At 73.0% G+C, this 19,801-nt stretch carries 16 protein-coding genes; 15 read left to right on the forward strand and 1 reads right to left on the reverse strand.

Annotation, left to right across the window (positions count from 1 at the left end; genetic code table 11):
* The first annotated feature begins 130 nt into the window (after positions 1-130).
* From IE275_RS12970 to mtnB, 7 genes are all read left to right on the forward strand, one after another.
* A complete protein-coding gene (locus IE275_RS12970) occupies positions 131-925 on the forward strand; it encodes an MIP/aquaporin family protein (RefSeq protein ID WP_189711054.1) in 795 nt (264 codons plus the stop codon).
* A 104-nt stretch (positions 926-1,029) separates the two neighbouring features.
* Positions 1,030-2,571, forward strand: coding sequence for a glycerol kinase GlpK (gene glpK, locus IE275_RS12975; RefSeq protein WP_189711056.1), 1,542 nt, complete (start codon positions 1,030-1,032; stop codon positions 2,569-2,571).
* Positions 2,572-2,637: 66 nt separating this feature from the next.
* Complete coding sequence (locus IE275_RS12980; protein ID WP_189711058.1) at positions 2,638-4,254, forward strand: glycerol-3-phosphate dehydrogenase/oxidase; 1,617 nt, start codon at positions 2,638-2,640, stop codon at positions 4,252-4,254.
* A 332-nt stretch (positions 4,255-4,586) separates the two neighbouring features.
* Positions 4,587-7,619 (forward strand): NACHT domain-containing protein, encoded by a 3,033-nt coding sequence (locus tag IE275_RS12985; RefSeq protein ID WP_189711060.1) that lies wholly within the window; start codon positions 4,587-4,589, stop codon positions 7,617-7,619.
* 265 nt (positions 7,620-7,884) lie between these two features.
* Positions 7,885-8,484 (forward strand): 1,2-dihydroxy-3-keto-5-methylthiopentene dioxygenase, encoded by a 600-nt coding sequence (locus tag IE275_RS12990; protein WP_189711062.1) that lies wholly within the window; start codon positions 7,885-7,887, stop codon positions 8,482-8,484.
* Positions 8,481-9,233 carry an acireductone synthase gene (gene mtnC, locus IE275_RS12995; RefSeq protein ID WP_189711064.1) on the forward strand — a complete coding sequence of 251 codons (753 nt, stop codon included), beginning with the start codon at positions 8,481-8,483 and terminating at the stop codon, positions 9,231-9,233. The genes IE275_RS12990 and mtnC overlap by 4 nt, the downstream gene beginning before the upstream one ends.
* Complete coding sequence (gene mtnB / locus IE275_RS13000; protein ID WP_189711066.1) at positions 9,230-9,838, forward strand: methylthioribulose 1-phosphate dehydratase; 609 nt, start codon at positions 9,230-9,232, stop codon at positions 9,836-9,838. Before mtnC ends, mtnB begins: the two co-directional genes overlap by 4 nt.
* A 73-nt stretch (positions 9,839-9,911) precedes the next feature.
* Here the strand turns inward: mtnB and mtnA are convergent, their stop codons facing one another.
* Complete coding sequence (gene mtnA / locus IE275_RS13005; protein ID WP_189711068.1) at positions 9,912-10,943, reverse strand: S-methyl-5-thioribose-1-phosphate isomerase; 1,032 nt, start codon at positions 10,941-10,943, stop codon at positions 9,912-9,914.
* Between the two features lie 366 nt (positions 10,944-11,309).
* On the opposite strand from mtnA, the gene IE275_RS13010 reads away from it, so the two are divergent.
* The 8 genes from IE275_RS13010 (at position 11,310) to IE275_RS13045 (ending at position 19,724) form a co-directional block, all read left to right on the forward strand.
* Positions 11,310-12,362 (forward strand): BMP family ABC transporter substrate-binding protein, encoded by a 1,053-nt coding sequence (locus tag IE275_RS13010; protein WP_189711070.1) that lies wholly within the window; start codon positions 11,310-11,312, stop codon positions 12,360-12,362.
* Complete coding sequence (locus tag IE275_RS13015; protein WP_189711072.1) at positions 12,343-13,881, forward strand: ABC transporter ATP-binding protein; 1,539 nt, start codon at positions 12,343-12,345, stop codon at positions 13,879-13,881. The genes IE275_RS13010 and IE275_RS13015 overlap by 20 nt, the downstream gene beginning before the upstream one ends.
* A gap of 1 nt (position 13,882) precedes the next feature.
* A complete protein-coding gene (locus IE275_RS13020) occupies positions 13,883-14,935 on the forward strand; it encodes an ABC transporter permease (protein WP_189711074.1) in 1,053 nt (350 codons plus the stop codon).
* On the forward strand, positions 14,935-15,807 hold the full coding sequence (locus tag IE275_RS13025) for an ABC transporter permease (protein ID WP_189711076.1): 873 nt from the start codon (positions 14,935-14,937) through the stop codon (positions 15,805-15,807). Before IE275_RS13020 ends, IE275_RS13025 begins: the two co-directional genes overlap by 1 nt.
* Positions 15,804-16,565, forward strand: a complete 762-nt coding sequence (locus tag IE275_RS13030) for a nucleoside phosphorylase (protein ID WP_189711078.1) — start codon at positions 15,804-15,806, stop codon at positions 16,563-16,565. Before IE275_RS13025 ends, IE275_RS13030 begins: the two co-directional genes overlap by 4 nt.
* The gene (locus IE275_RS13035; RefSeq protein ID WP_189711080.1) at positions 16,562-17,857 is read left to right on the forward strand and encodes an amidohydrolase; all 1,296 of its coding nucleotides are present in this window, start codon (positions 16,562-16,564) and stop codon (positions 17,855-17,857) included. The genes IE275_RS13030 and IE275_RS13035 overlap by 4 nt, the downstream gene beginning before the upstream one ends.
* A 102-nt stretch (positions 17,858-17,959) precedes the next feature.
* Positions 17,960-18,631: a FadR/GntR family transcriptional regulator gene (locus tag IE275_RS13040; RefSeq protein ID WP_189711082.1), complete on the forward strand. Its 672-nt coding sequence runs from the start codon at positions 17,960-17,962 to the stop codon at positions 18,629-18,631.
* Between the two features lie 166 nt (positions 18,632-18,797).
* A complete protein-coding gene (locus tag IE275_RS13045; protein ID WP_189711084.1) occupies positions 18,798-19,724 on the forward strand; it encodes a PAC2 family protein in 927 nt (308 codons plus the stop codon).
* Positions 19,725-19,801 lie beyond the last annotated feature (77 nt).

Here is a 19,801-nt window from a genome sequence, read left to right on the forward strand (position 1 = left end):
CCTACCGGCAATACGCGCTAGAGTGTGGCAACGCCAAGGGCCGGCAAATCGCTCTCACCCCCGAGGGCAGCTCGAACCTCCGGAGGGACCCGGGGTTCGGTCCCCTGGACGAAGGACAAAGGAGTCGCGGGTGTCCAGCTCCGACATCTTCATCGGCGAGACCATCGGTACCGCCATACTCATCCTGCTCGGCGGTGGCGTCTGCGCCGCCGTCACGCTGAAGGCCTCCAAGGCCCGCAACGCCGGCTGGCTGGCCATCACCTTCGGGTGGGGTTTCGCCGTACTGACGGCCGTCTACACCTCGGCCCCGCTCTCGGGTGCCCACCTCAACCCGGCCGTGACCGTCGCACTCGCGATCAAGGACAGTGACTGGAGCAACGTTCCGGTCTACTTCGCGGGCCAGTTCCTCGGTGCCGCGATCGGAGCCGCGCTGGTCTGGGTCGCCTACTACGGCCAGTTCCAGGCGCACCTCACCGACAAGGAGATCGTCGGCGGCCCCGGTGCGCAGGCCACCACGGCCAAGGCCGTCGAGGCCCAGGAACAGGGCGCCGGCCCGGTGCTGGGCGTCTTCTCCACCGGCCCGGAGATCCGGGTCGTCTGGCAGAACCTCGCCACCGAGATCATCGGCACCGTCGTGCTGGTGCTCGCGGTCCTCACCCAGGGCCTGAACGACAAGGGCAACGGCCTCGGCAACCTGGGCGCCCTGATCACCGCGCTCGTCGTCGTCTCGATCGGTCTGTCCCTCGGCGGCCCGACCGGCTACGCGATCAACCCGGCCCGTGACCTCGGTCCGCGCATCGTGCACGCGCTCCTGCCCCTGCCCAACAAGGGCGGCTCCGACTGGGGCTACGCCTGGATCCCCGTGGTCGGCCCGCTGATCGGCGGCGCCATCGCGGCAGGCATCTACAACGTCGCCTTCGCTTAAGAGCACGAAGAGCATGCTGAGCGACAACGCACTCGGCCTTCACCGCACTCACTAAGCACCGCGCCGTACAGACAGCCCACTCCACGGAACCTCAGGAGCACACCGTGACCGACGCCCACACCGCCGGCCCCTTCATCGCCGCGATCGACCAGGGCACCACCTCCTCCCGCTGCATCGTCTTCGACAAGGACGGCCGGATCGTCTCGGTCGACCAGAAGGAGCACGAGCAGATCTTCCCGAAGCCGGGCTGGGTCGAGCACAACGCCAACGAGATCTGGACCAACGTCCAGGAGGTCGTCGCCGGAGCCGTCGCCAAGGCCGGCATCACCCGCGACGACATCAAGGCCATCGGCATCACCAACCAGCGCGAGACCACTCTCCTCTGGGACAAGAACACCGGTGAGCCCGTCCACAACGCCATCGTCTGGCAGGACACCCGCACCGACGCCCTGTGCCGCGAACTCGGCCGCAACGTCGGCCAGGACCGCTTCCGCCGCGAGACCGGCCTGCCGCTGGCCTCCTACTTCGCCGGCCCCAAGGCCCGCTGGCTGCTCGACAACGTCGAGGGCCTGCGCGAGCGCGCCGAGGCGGGCGACATCCTCTTCGGCACCATGGACACCTGGGTCATCTGGAACCTGACGGGCGGTGTCAACGGCGGCAAGCACTACACCGACGTCACCAACGCCTCCCGCACCATGCTGATGAACCTGCACACGCTGGAGTGGGACGACAAGATCGCCGAGTCCATCGGCGTCCCGCTGTCGATGCTCCCGGAGATCCGCTCCTCCGCCGAGGTCTACGGCGAGGTCAGCGGCGGCAAGCTCGGCGACCTGCTCGGCGGCATCCCGGTCGCCTCCGCGCTCGGCGACCAGCAGGCGGCGCTGTTCGGCCAGACCTGTTTCGCCGAGGGCGAGGCCAAGTCGACGTACGGCACCGGCACCTTCCTGCTGATGAACACCGGCGACAAGCCGGTCAACTCGTACAACGGCCTGCTGACCACGGTCGGCTACCGCATCGGCGACCAGAAGGCGGTCTACGCCCTCGAGGGCTCGATCGCCGTCACCGGTTCGCTGGTGCAGTGGATGCGCGACCAGATGGGTCTCGTCTCCACCGCCGCCGAGATCGAGACGCTCGCGCTCACGGTCGAGGACAACGGCGGCGCGTACTTCGTGCCGGCCTTCTCCGGTCTGTTCGCCCCGTACTGGCGCTCCGACGCCCGCGGTGTGATCGCCGGCCTCACCCGGTACGTCACCAAGGCGCACCTCGCGCGCGCCGTCCTGGAGGCCACGGCCTGGCAGACCCGTGAGATCACCGACGCCATGACGAAGGACTCCGGCGTCGAGCTCGCGGCGATCAAGGTCGACGGCGGCATGACCTCCAACAACCTGCTGATGCAGACCCTCTCGGACTTCGTGGACGCCCCCGTGGTGCGCCCGATGGTCGCCGAGACGACCTGCCTCGGCGCCGCCTACGCCGCCGGTCTCGCCGTCGGCTTCTGGACCAGCACCGACGACCTGCGCGCCAACTGGCGGCGGGCCGCCGAGTGGACCCCCAACATGGCCGCGGAGAAGCGCGACCGTGAGTACAAGAGCTGGCTCAAGGCCGTCGAGCGGACCATGGGCTGGCTCGACGAGGACGAGAGCTGACAAGAGCCGGCTCCCCGTATCGAAGCCGGCTCCCACGAGAGCTCTGATGAGGAGTAAGAACCCGACATGACCAGTCAGTCCACCCTGCAGTCCGTGCCTGCCCTCGGTACGCGCCCGGCCTCCGGTTCCAACCCGAGCCGCGCCGAGACCCGGGAGCAGCTCTCCAAGGCGTCGTACGACCTTCTCGTGATCGGCGGCGGCATCCTGGGCATCTCCACCGCCTGGCACGCCGCGCAGTCCGGCCTCAGGGTGGCCCTGGTCGACGCCGGCGACTTCGCCGGCGCCACCTCCTCCGCCTCCTCCAAGCTTCTCCACGGCGGTCTGCGCTACCTGCAGACCGGCGCGGTGAAGCTGGTGGCGGAGAACCACTTCGAGCGCCGTGCGGTCTCCCGCCAGGTGGCCCCCCACCTGGCGAACCCGCTCACGTTCTACCTCCCCGTGTACAAGGGCGGGCCGCACGGCGCGGCGAAGCTCGGGGCGGGCGTCTTCGCCTACTCCGCCCTGTCGGCCTTCGGTGACGGCGTGGGGCATCTGCTCTCGCCGGCCAAGGCCGCCCAGGACGTGCCCGAGCTGCGCACCGACAACCTCAAGGCCGTGGCCGTGTACGGCGACGACCAGATGAACGACGCCCGCATGGCGCTGATGACGGTCCGCGCGGCCGTCGAGGCGGGCGCGGTGGTCCTCAACCACGCCGAGGTCACCGGGCTGCGCTTCACCCGGAACCGGGTGACGGGCGCCGACCTGCGCGACCGCGTCTCCGGCGACGAGTTCGGCGTGAACGCCCGGCTCGTGCTGAACGCGACCGGCCCCTGGGTCGACCACCTGCGCAAGATGGAGGACCCCAATGCCGCCCCGTCGATCCGGCTGTCGAAGGGCGCGCATCTGGTCCTGAAGCGGACGGCGCCGTGGAAGGCCGCGCTCGCGACCCCCATCGACAAGTACCGCATCACCTTCGCCCTCCCGTGGGAGGACATGCTGCTGCTGGGCACCACCGACGAGGAGTTCGAGGGCGACCCCGCGGACGTCAGGGTCACCGAGAAGGACACCGCCCAGATACTCGACGAGGCCGCGTTCTCCATCCGCGACCAGCAGCTCGACCGCGACCTCATCACCTACGCCTTCGCCGGTCTGCGGGTGCTGCCGGGCGGCCCCGGCGACACCGCCAAGGCCAAGCGCGAGACGGTGGTGACCGAGGGCAGGGGCGGCATGCTGTCCGTCGCGGGCGGCAAGTGGACCACCTTCCGCCACATCGGCCGTACGGTGATGCAGAAGCTGGAGGCGCTGCCGGGCCACCCGCTCGGCGACGACTTCGAGCCGATCGCCTCGCTGCCGAAGAAGCTTCCGCTGCCCGGCGTCGCCAACCCGCGCGCGGTCGCCCACCGGTTGCTGGTGGACCACCCGGCGCCCGGTCCGCGCATGGCGGCGGACACCGCCAAGCACCTGGCCACCCACTACGGCTCGCTGGCCTTCGACATCGCCCGTCTGGCCAACGACAACCCCGAACTGCGCGAGCGCGTCCACCCCGATGCCCCGGAGATCTGGGCGCAGGTCGTCTACGCCCGCGACAACGAGTGGGCCGAGACGGCGGACGACGTGCTGCGCCGCCGTACGACGCTGACGATCCGCGGTCTGGCCACGGACGACGTCCGCGCCAAGGTCCAGGACCTGCTCGACAAGAAGTGACCCGCCCGGTCACCGACGGACCCTGCGCCGGCCCACTCCCCTGACCGGGGCCGGCACCGGGGGACGGCCCCGCCGTACCGGGGCCGGAACCACGAGAGGGGCGGCTCCTCGCCGATGGAGCCGCCCCTCTCGCATGCCCGTATGTGCCCCGCACGCTTGCCGGTGTCCCATGCGCGGAACGGGCGTACTCGCTTCCGCACGCCCCTCGAAGGCCTCCGCACGCTCCCTCACACGTATGTCGAACAGCGCGTTCGTTGCCGCGCCGGGCCGCTACAACGGTCATTCGGGCACGGCGACACGGCGGCTGGACGGCTGCCACCGGGGGCGGTCATATGCACGGCGGACGGCACAGCGCGCGGGCGCGGCGGCGCGTGGGGTTCGCCGTCTGCGCGACCGCGCTCCTGGCACTGGCGGGTGTCCTGCGGTGGTGGTGGGAGAACGCCGCCACCGCGGGGGTGCTGATCTCGGCGATCGGCGCGTTCGTGTCGGTGGTCGCGCTCGTGGCCGACATCCTGCGCGGCGACGCCGACCCGCCCGCGCACTCGGCCGACCGGACCCGCCGGCGCGCCGCCGACGCCCTCGCCGAGGCGGTCCGTGAGCAGTGGGCGGCCGAGGCCCGGTTACGGCGGCTGCGGGACCCGGTGCCGCTCGATGTGCGCTGGGCGCCCGCGGACCGGCGGCTCGCCGATCACCCGGAGAACGTGCGGCGGCCCCGGCTGCCCGCGCCGCGCGAGTACCGGATCGAGGACATCGCCGGATCGTTCGCCGCGCTGTCCGGCCGCCGCCTGGTGGTGCTCGGCGGCCCGGGGTCCGGCAAGAGCGTGCTGGCGGTGCGGTTCGTCCTCGACCGGCTGGCCGCGCGCCGGCCGGGCGGCCCGGTGCCGGTGATCTTCCCGCTGGCGGGCTGGGACCCGCACGCCGACGCACTGCGCGACTGGCTGGCGCACCGGCTCGCCGCCGAGTACCGGCCGCTGGCCGGGCCGGCCGACGACCGGCGCACCCTGGCCCGGGCCCTGCTCGACGCGGGACTCGTCCAGCCGGTGCTCGACGGCTTCGACGAACTGTCCCGGCAGGCCTACGGGCAGGCCGTACGGCGGATCAACGCCGAACTGGACGACGATCTGCCGCTGTTCCTCACCAGCCGCAGCGACGCCTGGACGACCGCCGTGGCCGAGGGCGACGTGCTCACCGCCGCCGAGGTGGTCCAGCTCCTCCCCCTCGACCTCGGGCAGGCGGCCGGCCATCTGGAGCGGACGGCGCGGCCGCTGCACCCGGCGGAGGACGAACCCGGCACGGTCTGGACACCGGTGCTGCGGGAACTCGCGCACCGCCCCGGGCACCCGCTGGCCCGGGCGCTCGCCACCCCGCTGACGGTGGCGCTGGCCCGCGCGGTCTACGGCGACACCTCCCGGGACCCGTCGGAGCTGCTCGACCCGGAACGGTTCCCGACGGCCGAGGCGGTCGAGGAACATCTGCTCGGCGCGTTCGTGCCGGCCGCGTTCGCGGACGCGGGGCCCCGGGCCACCTCGGACGCGGTGCGCCGGCTCACCCTGCTCGCCGCCGAGCTGCACCGGCGCGGCACGACCCGGCTGGCCTGGTGGGAACTGGAGTCGCTGCTGCCGCGCGCGCTGCGGGTGTACGCGCCGGGGCTGCTGTCGCTGGCCCTGCTGTCCGCGCTGACGCTGCCCGTCGCCCTGGCCCGGGCCACCCGTGATCTGGCGGGTGCCGAGGACACCGGGTCGCTGGTCGCCACGCTGGTGGGGCAGACGCTGGGGTTCGCGTTCGGGGTGATGTACCTGCTGCCCTCCGGCGAGGGCCGGCGCGGCCGGCGGTTCCTGGCCCGCCAGACCCTGGTGACGGCGTCGGCGAGCGCCCTGCTCTGGGCGGGCTTCGCCGCGGCGGACGATCTGCGCTTCGGGTTCCGGTTCGGCACCGTGACCGACGGTTGGCTGCCCGATCTGCTCGGCGGCTGTCTGTTCTCCCTCCTCTTCACCCTGTTCTTCGGCATCGCGGGACTGCCGCGGCGGCCGCTGCCGCTCGGGCTGCCCTGGAGCGGTGCCGCGGGGCGCGCGACGGCCCGGTTCTGCGGGGCGGTCCTGCTGCTGGGCGGGACCGTGACGGCGGGCGCCGTGCCGCTGGGCTGGTCGGGCAACCCCTGGACCCTGCTGGTCGGCATCACCTGCGCGGGAGCGGGCGTGGCGCTGCGGGTGAGCGGTGGCCGTGGGGCCGGGCAGGACGACAGGCGGCCGCCCCGGGCGGGGCGGGTCGCCGGGCGCTTCGCGGCGGGCGCGCTGCGGGGCACCGCCGCCGCCCTGCTGATCGGGGTCACCACCTGTACGGCCTCGGGACTCGCCGCGGCCGGCACGACCCTGCTCACCTCGGACCACGTGCCGGCGGTCCCGGGCGCCGGCCCGCAGGGCTGGAGCTTCGCGGAGCGGCACGGCGTCAGATCGGCGGCCGGCGGCCGGCCGGTGCGGGGCATGCTGCTGTACCCGGGCGGCGGGGCGCGGCCGGTGGCCTATCCCGAGGGCGCGCAGCCGCCGGACTGCGACGTGCCCCTGTTGCGGGACCGCCGGTGCGTGCGGTTCGTGTCCCGGTACACGGTGTTCGAGTCCCGGGACGGCGCGGTCGTGGTGCGCCTGACCACGGGCGGTGCGGCTCCGACGACGGGTCACACGGCGACGGGCGGTACGGCGACCGCCGGTTCGACGACCAGCGGTACGGCGACCGGCAGTACGGCGACCGGCGGCACGACGACGGTTGCCCACGCGGCGAACCTGCGGTCCGTGCTGCCGGAACGGGCCCGTGCCTGGCTCACCGAGGGGACGGCCTCGGGGTTCCTCGCGCGGTTCCTGCCGCCGTTCGTGGGGGCCGGGGTGCTGATCGGTGTGGTCGGCGGATGCGTGTGCGGGGTGTACCGCGCCCTGAGCGTGCCCTCGGACGTCATACGGGCCACGAGTCCCGGCACCTCGCTGCGCACCGACCGGACGGCGGCCGTCACCCGCGGCGCCATGGTCGCGCTGCTGGTGGCGTTCGTGTGCGTGCCGGTGTTGGCGCTGCCGGGCGACCGGGGCGGGCTCGCGCACATCGGCACCCAGCTGTGGCTGCCGCTGGGCACGGCGGCGCTCGCGCTGAGCGCCTGGGGGCGCTTCACGGTCGCCCGGTTCTGGCTCGCGGCGACCGGCCGGATGCCGTGGCGGCTGATGTCGTTCCTGGCGGACGCCCACCGCCGGGGTGTGCTGCGGCAGACCGGGGCCTCGTTCGAGTTCCGGCACGTACGCCTCCAGGCGCACCTCGCGGGCGAGGCGAGCGGTGATCCGGCGGATGCCGCGTTGTCGCTGCCGGACGCCTCCCTGGACGTGTGAGCGCCGACCGGGCGGATCCCGGCGAGCGGCGTGGCGGGACGCGTTCGCGGCCCGGCGGCGGGGCCCTGAAAGGCAATGGACATCACATCTCGCCATGTGGGACAACACTCTTCCCGAAGTCGGTGTACACCACATCCGGAGTTACCATCACGGAACCGGCACCCGCCCCCGGCGCCGCGCGGCCGAGTGACGTCCATCCACCGGCGACGCGCATCCACCGCCGGCCCCACCTCACCTCTCCTTCCAGACTGCTGGAGTTGTTTCCATGACGCTGCTGACGACCTGGTCCGAGTCCGGCCCGGAGACCCTGGTCCGCCGCACCTGTGACCCCGCCGAGATCGCCGAGGCCCTGAAGCCGCTGGGCGTGCGCTTCGAGCAGTGGCCGGTCCGTGAGGACGTCCCCTTCGACGCCGACAGCGCGACCGTGTTCGCCGCGTACGGCCCGGAGATCGACAAGCTGAACGCCGAGGAGGGCTTCAGCACCGTCGACGTCCTCGGTCTGCACCCCAGCGACGACCCGGAGTTCCCCGCGAAGGCGAAGGCGGCCCGCGAGAAGTTCCTCCAGGAGCACACCCACGACGATGACGACGAGGTCCGCTTCTTCGTCTCCGGCTCCGGCATCTTCTATCTGCACGTGAACGGCGAGGTGCACGCGGTCCTCTGCGAGAAGGGCGACCTGCTGGGCGTCCCGCGCGGCACCACCCACTGGTTCGACATGGGCACGAAGCCCTCCTTCACCGCGATCCGCTTCTTCCACGAGGAGGACGGCTGGATCGGCACCTTCACCGGCTCCCCCATCGCCTCGCGCTTCCCGGACTACGACACGATCGCGGCCGGCTTCGAGGCCGACAGGACCGCCGCGTGAGCCAGCGCACCCTGACGTTCGCCGTGGACGCCGTGGTGCTCGACATCGAGGGCACCACGAGCGCCACGGGCTTCGTCGTGGACGTGCTGTACCCGTACTCGCGCGCCCGTTTCGCCGAACTGCTCACCGAGCGCGCCGCCGAACCCGCGGTGTCGCGCGCGATCGCCCAGGTGCGGGAGCTGTCCGGGGAGCCGGACGCCGACGCGGCCGCGGTCGAGAAGACGCTGAACGCCTGGCTGGACGACGACCGCAAGGCGACGCCGCTGAAGACCCTTCAGGGCATCGTCTGGGCGGAGGGCTTCGCGCGCGGCGACCTCGTCTCGCACTTCTACGACGACGTCGTACCGGCCCTGCGCGCCTGGCACGCGGCCGGCGTACGGCTGTACGTCTATTCGTCCGGATCGGTGGCGGCGCAGCGGGCCTGGTTCACCAGCAGCCCGCAGGGCGACCTCACCCCGCTCGTGTCGGGTCTGTACGACACCGAGAACGCGGGTCCCAAGCAGGAGCCGGCGTCGTACCGCCGGATCGCGGAGTCGACCGGCGTCGAGGGTGGGCGCCTGCTCTTCCTCTCCGACCGGCCGGGCGAACTCGACGCGGCCCGCGAGGCCGGCTGGCACGCCGTGGGGATCCGGCGGCCCGGGGAGCCGTACTCCGCGCAGGCCGTCGAGGGTCACCCGCAGGCGGCGACGTTCGACGAGATCACCCTCAGCACCACCGGCACTACCAGTACCACCGGGAGCACCGCATGACCGCCGAGATCAACGCACTCGACCTGGAGGAGGCGGGCGCGGTCCTGGCCGCCGAGTCCGCCCGCTTCGCCTCCTTCGGCTGGATGCGCGGCACGTCCGGCAATCTGTCGGTCGTCCTGTCCCGCGAGCCGCTGCGCCTCGCGGTCACCGCGAGCGGCCACGACAAGGGCGAACTGACGCCCGCGGACGTGGTACTGGTGGACGGTCAGGGCGCGGCGCTGCGCGGCGGGAAGCCGTCCGCCGAGGCCGAACTGCACGCGCGCGTGGCCGCGTTGACCGGTGCGGGCGCGGTGGTGCACGTCCACACGGTGGCGTCCGTGGCCCTGGGCCACCGCCACCCGGGCGGGATCGTCTTCCGGGATCTGGAGATGCTCAAGGGCGTCGGCCAGCCCGCGCACGACGTCGAGGTGACCCTGCCGGTCATCGCCAACAGCCAGGACATGAAGGTGCTCGGCGATCGCCTGGAGGCGGCCCGCGAGCCCCGGATGCCGGCGGTGGTCGTGGCGGGCCACGGGCTGTACGTCTGGGGCGACAGCCCGCGCCGGGCCCGCCATCACACCGAGGTGGTCGAGTGGCTGCTGGAGCTGGAACTGACCCGGCGCTGAGCCGGGCGGGTACGAGGAGGGGGCGCCGGTCGCGGACCGGCGCCCCCTCCTCGTGCGCTCCGCGCGAGAGGCCCTACTTCAGGCGCTCCCCGGGGAGTTCGCCCGCGGAGACCTCCAGCACTCCGCGCTCGGTGACCAGCCCGGTCACCAGGCGCCCCGGCGTGACGTCGAACGCCGGGTTGTGGCCGCGCGAGGCGGCGGGCGCCGTGCGGACGCCGGCCCACTCCAGCACCTCGTCCTCGCCGCGGAGTTCGATGTGGATGGCGTCCCCGTCGGGCGTGGCCAGGTCGACCGTGGTGGTCGGCGCGGCGACCAGGAACGGGATGCCCGCGTCGGCGCAGGCGAGGGCGACGCCCACGGTGCCGACCTTGTTGGCGGTGTCGCCGTTGGCCGCTATCCGGTCGGCGCCGACGACCGCCGCGTCGACCTGGCCGCGCAGGATGGTGCCGGCGGCGGCCCCGTCGACCTGGACGTAGTGCGGGATGCCCTCCTGGACCAGCTCCCAGGCGGTCAGCCGCGAGCCCTGGAGCAGCGGGCGGGTCTCGTCGGCGTAGACGACCTCCACCCGTCCGCGCGCGTGGAGTTCGCGGACGACGCCGAGGGCGGTGCCCCAGCCCGCGGTCGCGAGGGCGCCGGTGTTGCAGTGGGTGAGGATCCGCAGCGGCCGGTCCTCGCCGACCCTCTTGAGCAGCCAGTCCGCGCCGAACGCGGCCATCGCCCGGTTGGCCTCGACGTCCTCGCGCTGGACGGCGGCCGCCTCCTCCAGCACCGCGTCCAGCCCCTTGCCGAAGCGGGTCATGACCCGGTCCACGCAGACCATGAGGTTGACGGCGGTGGGCCGTGCCTCGCGGATCCGGGCGACGGCGGCGCGCACCTCGGCCTCGGTCCAGCCCTCCCGTTCGCCCTGGAGCAGCGCGATCGCCACGCCGTAGGCGCCGGCCGCGCCGATCGCGGGGGCGCCGCGCACCACGAGCCGCCGGATCGCGTCCACCAAGCCATCCACATCGTGGACATCGACGGTCTCGGTGCGGTGCGGGAGGGCGGTCTGGTCGATCAGCGCGAGGCCGGTTCCGGTCCACTCGACGGCGCGCAGTTCCTGGGACATAACGGGACACTCCTGATGTTCCGATGGTGTCCGACACCGTACATGACCTCGAAGAACCCTGAGCGAACCATAGTTCGAGACGGGCGGGCGGCTGTCCGGAAATGAGTGTTACAGTCACGCACCTGCATCCCGCAGGGCGAAACCTGTATCCCGCAGGGCGAGACGAAGGGGGAGATCATGCCGCTGCTCACCATGCGCCGCTTCCTCGACTTCGGCCGATGCGCCGCCGACGGCTGTCGTAGCTGAGCCCGTCCCCCTCGGCCCGGCCGACGGCCGTCCCGCACCGCCCTCCCGCACGCAGTCCACCCCACCCTCTCCTCGTGCTCACCGTCGAGCGCGCCCCCCGGCATACCCGGAAGGTCCCCGATGCACCGCAGAAACCGCCGCTCCCTCCAGGTCGCCGCCCTCGCGGCCGGCACCGCGCTCCTCGCCACCGCCTGCAACGCCGCCGCGAAGCAGGACGACACCACGGCGGCCACCGGCGGCAGCGGGAAGTCCTTCACCCTCGTCACCCCGGACGCCGTCGGGCAGAACGAGTTCCTGAAGCTCGCCGTCAGCGGCATCGAGAGCGCGGCGAAGCGGCACGACGGGACGCGGAAGGTCTACGAGTCCACGGACACCGCCTCCCAGCAGCAGAACGTGCAGGCCGCGGTGGACGCGGCGCCGGACGTGATCGTGCTGGTCGGCTTCGAGTTCGCCGACATCGTCGCCCAGCAGGCGCAGAAGCACCCGAAGCAGCAGTTCCTGATCGTCGACGCCTGCACCACGAAGACGTACGACAACGTCAGTTGCGCGGTCTTCCGCGAGCACGAGGGCGTCTACCTCGCGGGTGCCGAGGCGGGCCTGCTGAGCAAGTCCGGCAAGGTCGGCGCGGTGGACGTGCTCGACACGCCCCAGTTCCGCCGCTACAGCGACCCGTTCGCGGCCGGCGCCCGGAAGGTCGCCGCCAAGACGGAGACGTCGACCCGCTTCGTCGGCGGCCAGTCCCCGTTCGACGACTCGGCCCGCGCCAAGGAGCAGGCGAACACCCTGCTCTCCAAGGGCTACGACCAGATCATGGCGGCCGCCGCGGCCGGCAACTACGGCGTCTTCGAGGCCGCCGAGGCCAAGGGCGCGTACGCGTACGGCGTGGACGTCAACCAGTGCACCTCGGCGCCCGGCACGGTCGTCGACAACGTGGTCAAGCGCACGGACGTCGCCGTCGAGAAGGGCATCGAGTCGGTCCTCGCCGGCACGACGGGCACCACCGTCTCGTACGGCCTGAAGGAGGGCGGCATCAGCCTGACCGGTCTGGAGGACGGCGTCGACTCGTCGAAGTGCGTGATCGCCGACCACAAGGACGTCCTGGCGAAGGTCGAGGCGCTGCGCGACCAGATCGTGTCCGGAGAGCTGACGGTCGATGACCCCGCCGCGAGCTGAACCGGAACTCGCCGTCGAGCTGCGGGGAATCACCAAGCGGTTCCCCGGCACGCTCGCCAACGACGCCGTCGACCTGACCGTCCGCCGGGGCGAGATCCACGCCCTGATGGGCGAGAACGGCGCGGGCAAGTCCACGCTGATGTCGGTCCTGTACGGCATGGAACGGCCCGACGCCGGAACGGTCCGGATCGACGGCCGCGAGACGCGCTTCACCAGCCCGGGCGACGCCATGGCGGCCGGGCTCGGCATGGTCCACCAGAGCTTCAAGCTGTTCGACTCGCTGACGGTCGCCGAGAACGTCGTCTACGCCGCCGAGCCGCGCCGCTTCGGTCTGGTGGACCGGGCCGCCGCCCGCGACCGGGTGCGCGCGCTCGCCGAGGAGCACGGCCTCGCCGTCGACCCGGACGCCCGGGTCGGCGACCTGCCGGTCGGGCTGCGCCAGCGCGTGGAGATCCTCAAACTGCTGCACCGGGGCGCCCGCACGCTCGTCCTCGACGAGCCGACGGCCGTGCTCACCCCGGCCGAGGCGGACGCCCTGTTCAGCGTCCTCAAGTCGCTGACCGCGCAGGGCCGTACGGTGATCCTGGTCACCCACAAGCTGCGCGAGGTGCTGGAGGGCTCCGACCGTGTGACCGTCCTGCGGGACGGCCGGGTGGTCGCCCGGCTGGTCACGGCCGACACCACGGCCGACGAGATCGCCGCCGCGATGACCGGCCGCGCGGTGCGGCTGGACCGGATCCACGCACCGGGCACGCCCGGTGACGCGGTGCTGGACGTCACCGGATTCGGCACGGACTCCGTCCACGACGTGGACCTCACCGTCCACGCGGGCGAGATCGTCGGCATCGCGGGCGTCGCGGGCAACGGGCAGAGCGAACTGATCGAGGCGCTGGCCGGGCTGAGGCCGGTCACCGCGGGGCGGGTCACGCTGGCCGGCGACGACATCACCCACGCCTCGGCCACCGAACGCCGCGCCAGGGGCCTGGCGTACGTCCCCGAGGACCGCCACGCGGTCGGCACGGCACCCGCCGCGACGGTCGCGGACAACCTGGCGATGGGCCACCACCGCACCTCCCTCTCCTCCCGCGGTCTGCTGCCGCCGGCCGCCGTGCGCGCCCATGCCCGGCGGCTCGTCGAACGGTTCGGGATCAAGGCGGCGACGACCGAGGTGCCCGCCTCCGCGCTCTCCGGCGGCAACCTCCAGAAGCTGCTGATCGGCCGCGAACTCGCCCATGACGCCCCGCTGCTGCTCGTCGAGCAGCCCACGCGCGGGGTCGACATCGGCGCTATCCAGAACATCCACGACCAGCTGATCGCCTACCGCGACGCCGGTCACGCCGTCCTGCTCGTCTCGGCCGAACTGAGCGAGATCCGGGGGCTCGCGGACCGGGTCCTGGTGATGTACGAGGGCCGGATCGCGGCCTCGTACCCCAAGGGAGAGGCGGACGAGCGGACCCTCGGCCTGGCGATGGCGGGCGCCCCCGTCCCGGCGGCGAAGGCGACGGAGGCCGTCGACTGACATGACACGCACACGCATAGCGGGAGCCCTGCGCTCCCCCCTCACCTTCTCCGTGCTGGCGGGCCTGCTCATCGGCGCCCTGTTCCTGCTCGGCACCGGCGCGGACCCGCTCACGGCCTATCAGGCCGTGCTGACCGGCGCGCTCGGCGGCGACGGCATCGGCCCGACGCTGACCACCGGCACCAGCGTGCTCGGCCTGGCGCTCGCGCTGGCCGTCCCGCTGCGCGCCGGACTGATCAACCTCGGCGGCGACGGCCAGATGGTCCTCGGCGGGATCACGGCCGCGGTCACCGGTCTCGCCTCGCCGCTGCCCGCGCCCCTCACCGTCGTGCTGGCCCTGCTGGCCGGGACCGCGGCGGGCGCCGGATACGCCGTCCTGGCCGCCCTGTGCGAGAACCGCCTCGGTGTCCCGCTCCTGGTCAGCAGCCTGCTGCTGAGCTACCCGGCGGTGTCGCTGGCCTCCTACCTGGCCCGCTACCCGCTCAAGGAGCCGGGCTCCAGCCTGCCGCAGACCCGCGCGCTGCCGGACGGGGTGGCCCTGCCCGCGTTCGGCGACTCGACGGTCACCCTGGGGCTGGTGCTGGTCGCGCTCGCGGCGGCCGCGTACTGGTTCACCGACCGGCGCACGGCCGTCGGCTACGAGATCCGGATGACCGGCCTCAACTCCCGTTTCTCCGCCTACGCGGGTGTCGAACGCCGGGGCCTGACCCTGCGGTTGATGTCGGTGTCGGGCGGGCTCGCCGGACTCGTGGGCGCCATCGGGGTACTGAGCTTCCCGTACCGCTTCGTGGACGGCTCGCTCACCGCGCCCGGCTACACCTGGACCGGACTGACGGCGGCCCTGCTGGCCGGCGCGGCCCCGCTCGGCACGGTCGTCGCCGCCTTCTTCTTCGCCGTCCTCCAGGTCGGCGGCCTGGCGATGGAGCGCACGACCGAGGTGCCGCGCGAGCTGACCCAGGTGCTCCAGGCCATCGTCATCGTGTTCCTGGCGGCCCGGCTGCGCTTCCCGAGCCGCTGGTTCGGCCGCCGTTCCCGGGAAAGGGAGGCGGTCTGATGTTCCTCGACCCCGATCTCCTCATGTCGGCGCTGCGCGCCCTCACCCCCATCCTGCTGGCGGCCCTCGGCGGAGCCCTGTGCGAACGGGCCGGCGTGTTCAACATCGGCCTCGAAGGCATGATGCTGATGGGCTGCTTCACCTCGGTGGCGACGAGCTGGTTCACCGGCAGCCCCTGGCTGGGGGTCCTCGCGGCCGCCCTCGCGGCGGCGGCCTACTCGCTGATCCTGGCGGTCGGCGCGGTGACCCTGCGCGGGGACGCGGTCGTCCTCGGCATCGCGATGAACCTCCTGGCCGTCGGCCTGACCAGCTTCCTGCTGCGCACGGTCTTCGGCGTGCAGGGCACCTTCGACGATCCGTCCCTGGCCGGGCTGCCGCTGATCGGCGGCTTCACCCCGCTCGCGTACCTCTCGTGGGCCGCGGTGGCCGTCGCCGCCCTGCTGCTGTCCCGGCATGTGTGGGGCCTCAGGCTGCGCGGGGTCGGCGAGGCTCCGGACGCGGCGGCCACGCTCGGGGTGCGCCCGGCGTCGTACCAGTACGGCGTGATCCTGCTCTCCGGGGTGCTGTGCGGCCTCGCCGGTGCCCAACTCGCGCTCGGAAACGTCACGTTGTTCACTGAGAACATGACCGCCGGGCGTGGTTGGATCGCCGTGGTGGCCGTCATGCTGGGCCGGGCGGCGCCGCTCGGCGTCCTGCTCGCCGCGCTGCTCTTCGGGCTCGCGGAGGCGGCCGGGTTCCGTCTCCAGGGCCTCGGTCTGCCGCAGCAGGCGACCGACGCCGCGCCGTACGTCGTCACGCTCGGCGCGCTCTTCCTCACGACGGCCCGCCGCCGTCGCCGTCCCCGTACCCGTTCCTCTGGAGCCCGCTCATGACGCAGGACCTCCTGCCCGTCACCCGCATCCCCCGCACCGGCCTGCCCGCGCACGCCGTCGTGGTCGGCGACCCGGCCCGGGCCGCCGCCGTCGCCGCCCTCCTCGACGGCACCGAGGAGGTGTCGTACCACCGCGAGTACCGGGTGTTCAGCGGCAGCTGGAAGGGACTGCCGGTGGTCGTCGCCTCGCACGGGGTGGGCGCGCCGGGCGCGATCCTGCTGTTCCAGGAGCTGGCGGAGGCCGGCGTGCGCGTCTTCCTGCGGTTCGGCACCGCGGGCGCGATGAAGCCGGGCATCGCCGACGGCGACCTCGTCGTCGCGGAGGCCGCCGTCCGCGACGACGGTGTCACCCACCAGCTGCTGCCCCCGGAGTACCCCGCGGTCGCCGCCCCCGAGGCGGTCCTCGCCCTCCAGCGGGCGGCCCGCGAGCAGGGCGCCCCGCACCACCGGGGCGTCGTCTGGACCCGGGCGGCCTTCCAGCCGGGGCTCCTCCCCCTCTTCTCCTACGACGGCGCCGGACTCGCGGCGATCGAGATGGAGCTGTCCGCGCTGCTGGTCACGGCCTCGCTGCGCGGGCTCGTCGCGGGCGGAGTGCTGGTGATCGACGGCGCGAACGCCGACGAGCTGGTCGACGAGGAGTCCCCCTTCTCGACCGGTGCCTACGACCCGCACCGCGAGGTAGTGGCGGCCGGCGTCGAACGCGGCGCGGTCGTGTCGCTGGAGGCGCTGCGGCTGCTGGCCGAGGAGGAGCGGGCGTGAGCGTCGACCTGCTGGTGCACGGCGGTGACGTGCTCACCGTGGACGAGGCCGGCACCGTCGTGCGCGGCGGGGCGGTCGCGGTCCACGAGGGCGAGATCGTCGCGGTGGGACCGGCCCCGGAGCTGCGGGCGCGGTTCACGGCGGACGAGGAGATCGACGCCGGGGGCTGTCTCGTCCTCCCCGGCCTGATCAACACCCACACCCATCTGGCGATGACCCTGCTGCGCGGCCGCGCCGACGACGTCACCCTCCAGGGGTTCCTCGAACGCGTGCTGCGGTGGGAGGCGGAGCTGCTGACGCCGAAGAACGTGGCGGCGGCGGTACGGCTGGCGGTCGCCGAGAGCCTGCGGGCCGGGGTGACCTCGGCGCTGGACATGTACTGGTTCCACGAGGCGGCCGAACAGGCGGCACGGGAGGCGGGCTGGCGGCTGCTGACCGGGCCGACCTTCATGGACGTGCCCGAGCCGCCGGACGGCCTCGCCTTCGAGGACCGGCTCGCGTGGGCGCGCCGGGACCTCCTCGCGCGCGAGGCGGCGCGGCACGGGCGCCGGCCGGTGGTGTTCGCGCACTCGGCGTACACCCTCTCCCCCGGTCAGCTCACCGAAGTCTTCGCGCTGGCGCGGGAGTTCGGGGCGCTGGTGCACATCCACGCGGCGGAGAACGCCACCGAGGTGGCCACCGTCGAGGTGAAGCACGGCAGACGGCCGGTGGAGCTGCTGGACTCGCTCGGGCTGCTCGGGCCCGATGTGCTGCTGGCGCACGCCGTCGACCTCACCGGCCCGGAGATCGCGGCGCTGGCCCGTACGGGGACGGCCGTCGCCCACTGTCCGGTGTCGAACCTGAAGCTGGGCTGCGGGATCGCGCCGGTGCCGCGGCTGCTGAGCGCGGGTGTGACGGTGGGCCTCGGCACCGACGGGGCGGTCAGCTCGAACTCGCTGGACGTGCTCGGGGCGGTGCGGCAGGCGGCGCTGGTGCACAAGGCGGGCGGCGATCCCACGGCGGTCGGCGCCGAGCAGGCCGTACGGATGGCGACGATCGAGGGCGCGCGGGCGCTGGGGCTCGGGGAGGAGCTCGGCTCTCTGGAGGCGGGCAAGCGGGCCGACCTGGTCGTGCTCGACCTGGCCGCGCCCCATCTGCGGCCGGCGCACGACCCGTGGTCGGCGCTCGCGTACGCGGCGCACTCGGCGGACGTGCGGGACACCGTGGTGGACGGCCGGGTGCTGATGCGGGACCGTACCCTGACGACCCTGGACGAGCGGGCCGTGATCGCCGATCTGGAGGCGCTGGTCTGATCACTCCCCACCCGGGCGATCAGGTGCTCATAATGGCCTGAGACATCCGATGTCTACACGACGCGGAGTCCGTACGGGTCGGAGAGCGACAGGAGGCCGGTCATGGCAGTCACCGACGAGGCGATCGAGAAGATCAAGGGCATGATCGTCTCGGGTGCGCTGCGCCCCGGGGACCGGCTCCCCAAGGAGAGCGAGCTGGCCGCCGAGCTGGGCCTGTCCCGCAACTCCCTGCGGGAGGCGGTGCGCGCCCTGTCGCTGATCCGGATCCTGGACGTGCGCCAGGGCGACGGCACGTACGTCACCAGTCTCGACCCGCAACTGCTGCTGGAGGCGCTGAGCTTCGTCGTGGACTTCCACCGCGACGACACGGTCCTGGAGTTCCTGGCGGTGCGCCGGATCCTGGAGCCGGCCGCGACCGCGATGGCCGCGCTGCGCGTCAGCGAGCAGCAGCTGAACGCGCTGGAGTCGCAGCTGGACAAGCTGGGCGAGGCGCCGTCGGTGGAGGAACTCGTCGCCTGCGACCTGGAGTTCCACCGGGGCATCGTGCAGAGCGCCGGCAACTCGGTGCTGTGCTCCCTGCTGGACGGCCTGTCCGGGCCCACCACCCGGGCCCGGATCTGGCGGGGCCTGACCCAGGAGGACGCCGTCACCGGCACGCTGCGCGAACACCGGGCGATCCTGGCGGCACTGCGCGACCGGGACGCGGAGGCGGCACGGTCGTGGGCGACCGTGCACATCGCGAGCGTGGAGCAGTGGCTGCGCTCGACCCTGTGAGAACACTGTGCGCCGGCGCGGGCAGCCGTCCCGGGCCGGGGGTGTTCCGGGGTGGCGAACGGGGCAGTGATCCGTTCACTCCCCCGTGCAAGGGGGCTGCGGGCGCCCCCGCAGAACGCCGTAAGGTTGGGTGGTCAGGCGAGGGCACGTCGGAAGGAGGCGCTGGGTGATCGAGCTCGAGGGGGTTCCCGAGCTGATCGACCCGGTCATGGTGGCCGCGTTCGAGGGCTGGAACGATGCCGGCGACGCCGCCTCCACCGCGGTCGCGCACCTGGAGCGGGAGTGGAAGGGCGAGGTGTTCGCGGCGCTGGACGCCGAGGACTACTACGACTTCCAGGTGAACCGCCCCACGGTGTGGATGGACGGCGGCGTGCGCAAGATCACGTGGCCGACGACGAGACTGTCGGTGGTGCGGGTCGGTGGCGAGAAGCCACGGGACCTGGTGCTCGTCCGCGGTATCGAACCGTCCATGCGCTGGCGCTCGTTCTGCAACGAACTGCTGGGCTTCGCGCACGAACTGGGTGTGGAGCTGGTGGTCATCCTGGGCGCGCTGCTCGGTGACACCCCGCACACCCGTCCGGTCCCGATCAGCGGCACGACGTCCGACGCGGACCTGGCGCAGCGGATGGATCTGGAGGAGACCAAGTACGAGGGCCCGACGGGCATCGTCGGCGTCCTTCAGGAGGCGTGCACGCACGCGGGCGTGCCCGCGGTGTCGCTGTGGGCGGCCGTCCCGCACTACGTCTCGCAGCCGCCGAACCCGAAGGCGACGCTGGCCCTCCTGAACCGGCTGGAGGACCTGATCGACGTCCGCATCCCGCTGGGCGAGCTGCCCGAGGACGCGCGTGCCTGGCAGGTGGGCGTGGACCAGCTGGCGGCGGAGGACAGCGAGGTCGCCGAGTACGTGCAGACGCTGGAGGAGGCGCGGGACACCGCGGAGCTGCCGGAGGCGTCGGGCGAGGCGATCGCCCGTGAGTTCGAGCGCTATCTGCGCCGCCGGGACGGCGGCGGTCCGCCCGGCCCCGGGGAGCGGACGCGTCCGCCGAAGCCGCCGAAGCCGCTGGGCGACGACGAGGATTCGTCGGAGGACTGAGCGAAGGTCGGAGTGATGAGCCGGAGGGGGCGGCGCGTGTCTCACGCACCGCCCCCTCCGGCTTCACCGGCCTCGTG

Source organism: Streptomyces phaeofaciens (assembly GCF_014648915.1).
GTDB classification, from domain to species: Bacteria; Actinomycetota; Actinomycetes; order Streptomycetales; family Streptomycetaceae; genus Streptomyces; species Streptomyces phaeofaciens.

Bases quoted from the DNA above. Each gene is read 5' to 3' on its own strand.
- IE275_RS12990 (WP_189711062.1), top strand. From the start codon at position 7,885: ATGACGCTGCTGACGACCTGGTCCGAGTCCGGCCCGGAGACCCTGGTC.
- IE275_RS12985 (WP_189711060.1), top strand. From the start codon at position 4,587: ATGCACGGCGGACGGCACAGCGCGCGGGCGCGGCGGCGCGTGGGGTTC.
- mtnB (WP_189711066.1), top strand. From the start codon at position 9,230: ATGACCGCCGAGATCAACGCACTCGACCTGGAGGAGGCGGGCGCGGTC.
- IE275_RS13030 (WP_189711078.1), top strand. From the start codon at position 15,804: ATGACGCAGGACCTCCTGCCCGTCACCCGCATCCCCCGCACCGGCCTG.
- mtnA (WP_189711068.1), bottom strand. From the start codon at position 10,943: ATGTCCCAGGAACTGCGCGCCGTCGAGTGGACCGGAACCGGCCTCGCG.
- IE275_RS13010 (WP_189711070.1), top strand. From the start codon at position 11,310: ATGCACCGCAGAAACCGCCGCTCCCTCCAGGTCGCCGCCCTCGCGGCC.
- IE275_RS13015 (WP_189711072.1), top strand. From the start codon at position 12,343: ATGACCCCGCCGCGAGCTGAACCGGAACTCGCCGTCGAGCTGCGGGGA.
- IE275_RS12980 (WP_189711058.1), top strand. From the start codon at position 2,638: ATGACCAGTCAGTCCACCCTGCAGTCCGTGCCTGCCCTCGGTACGCGC.
- IE275_RS13040 (WP_189711082.1), top strand. From the start codon at position 17,960: ATGGCAGTCACCGACGAGGCGATCGAGAAGATCAAGGGCATGATCGTC.
- IE275_RS13020 (WP_189711074.1), top strand. From the start codon at position 13,883: ATGACACGCACACGCATAGCGGGAGCCCTGCGCTCCCCCCTCACCTTC.
- IE275_RS13025 (WP_189711076.1), top strand. From the start codon at position 14,935: ATGTTCCTCGACCCCGATCTCCTCATGTCGGCGCTGCGCGCCCTCACC.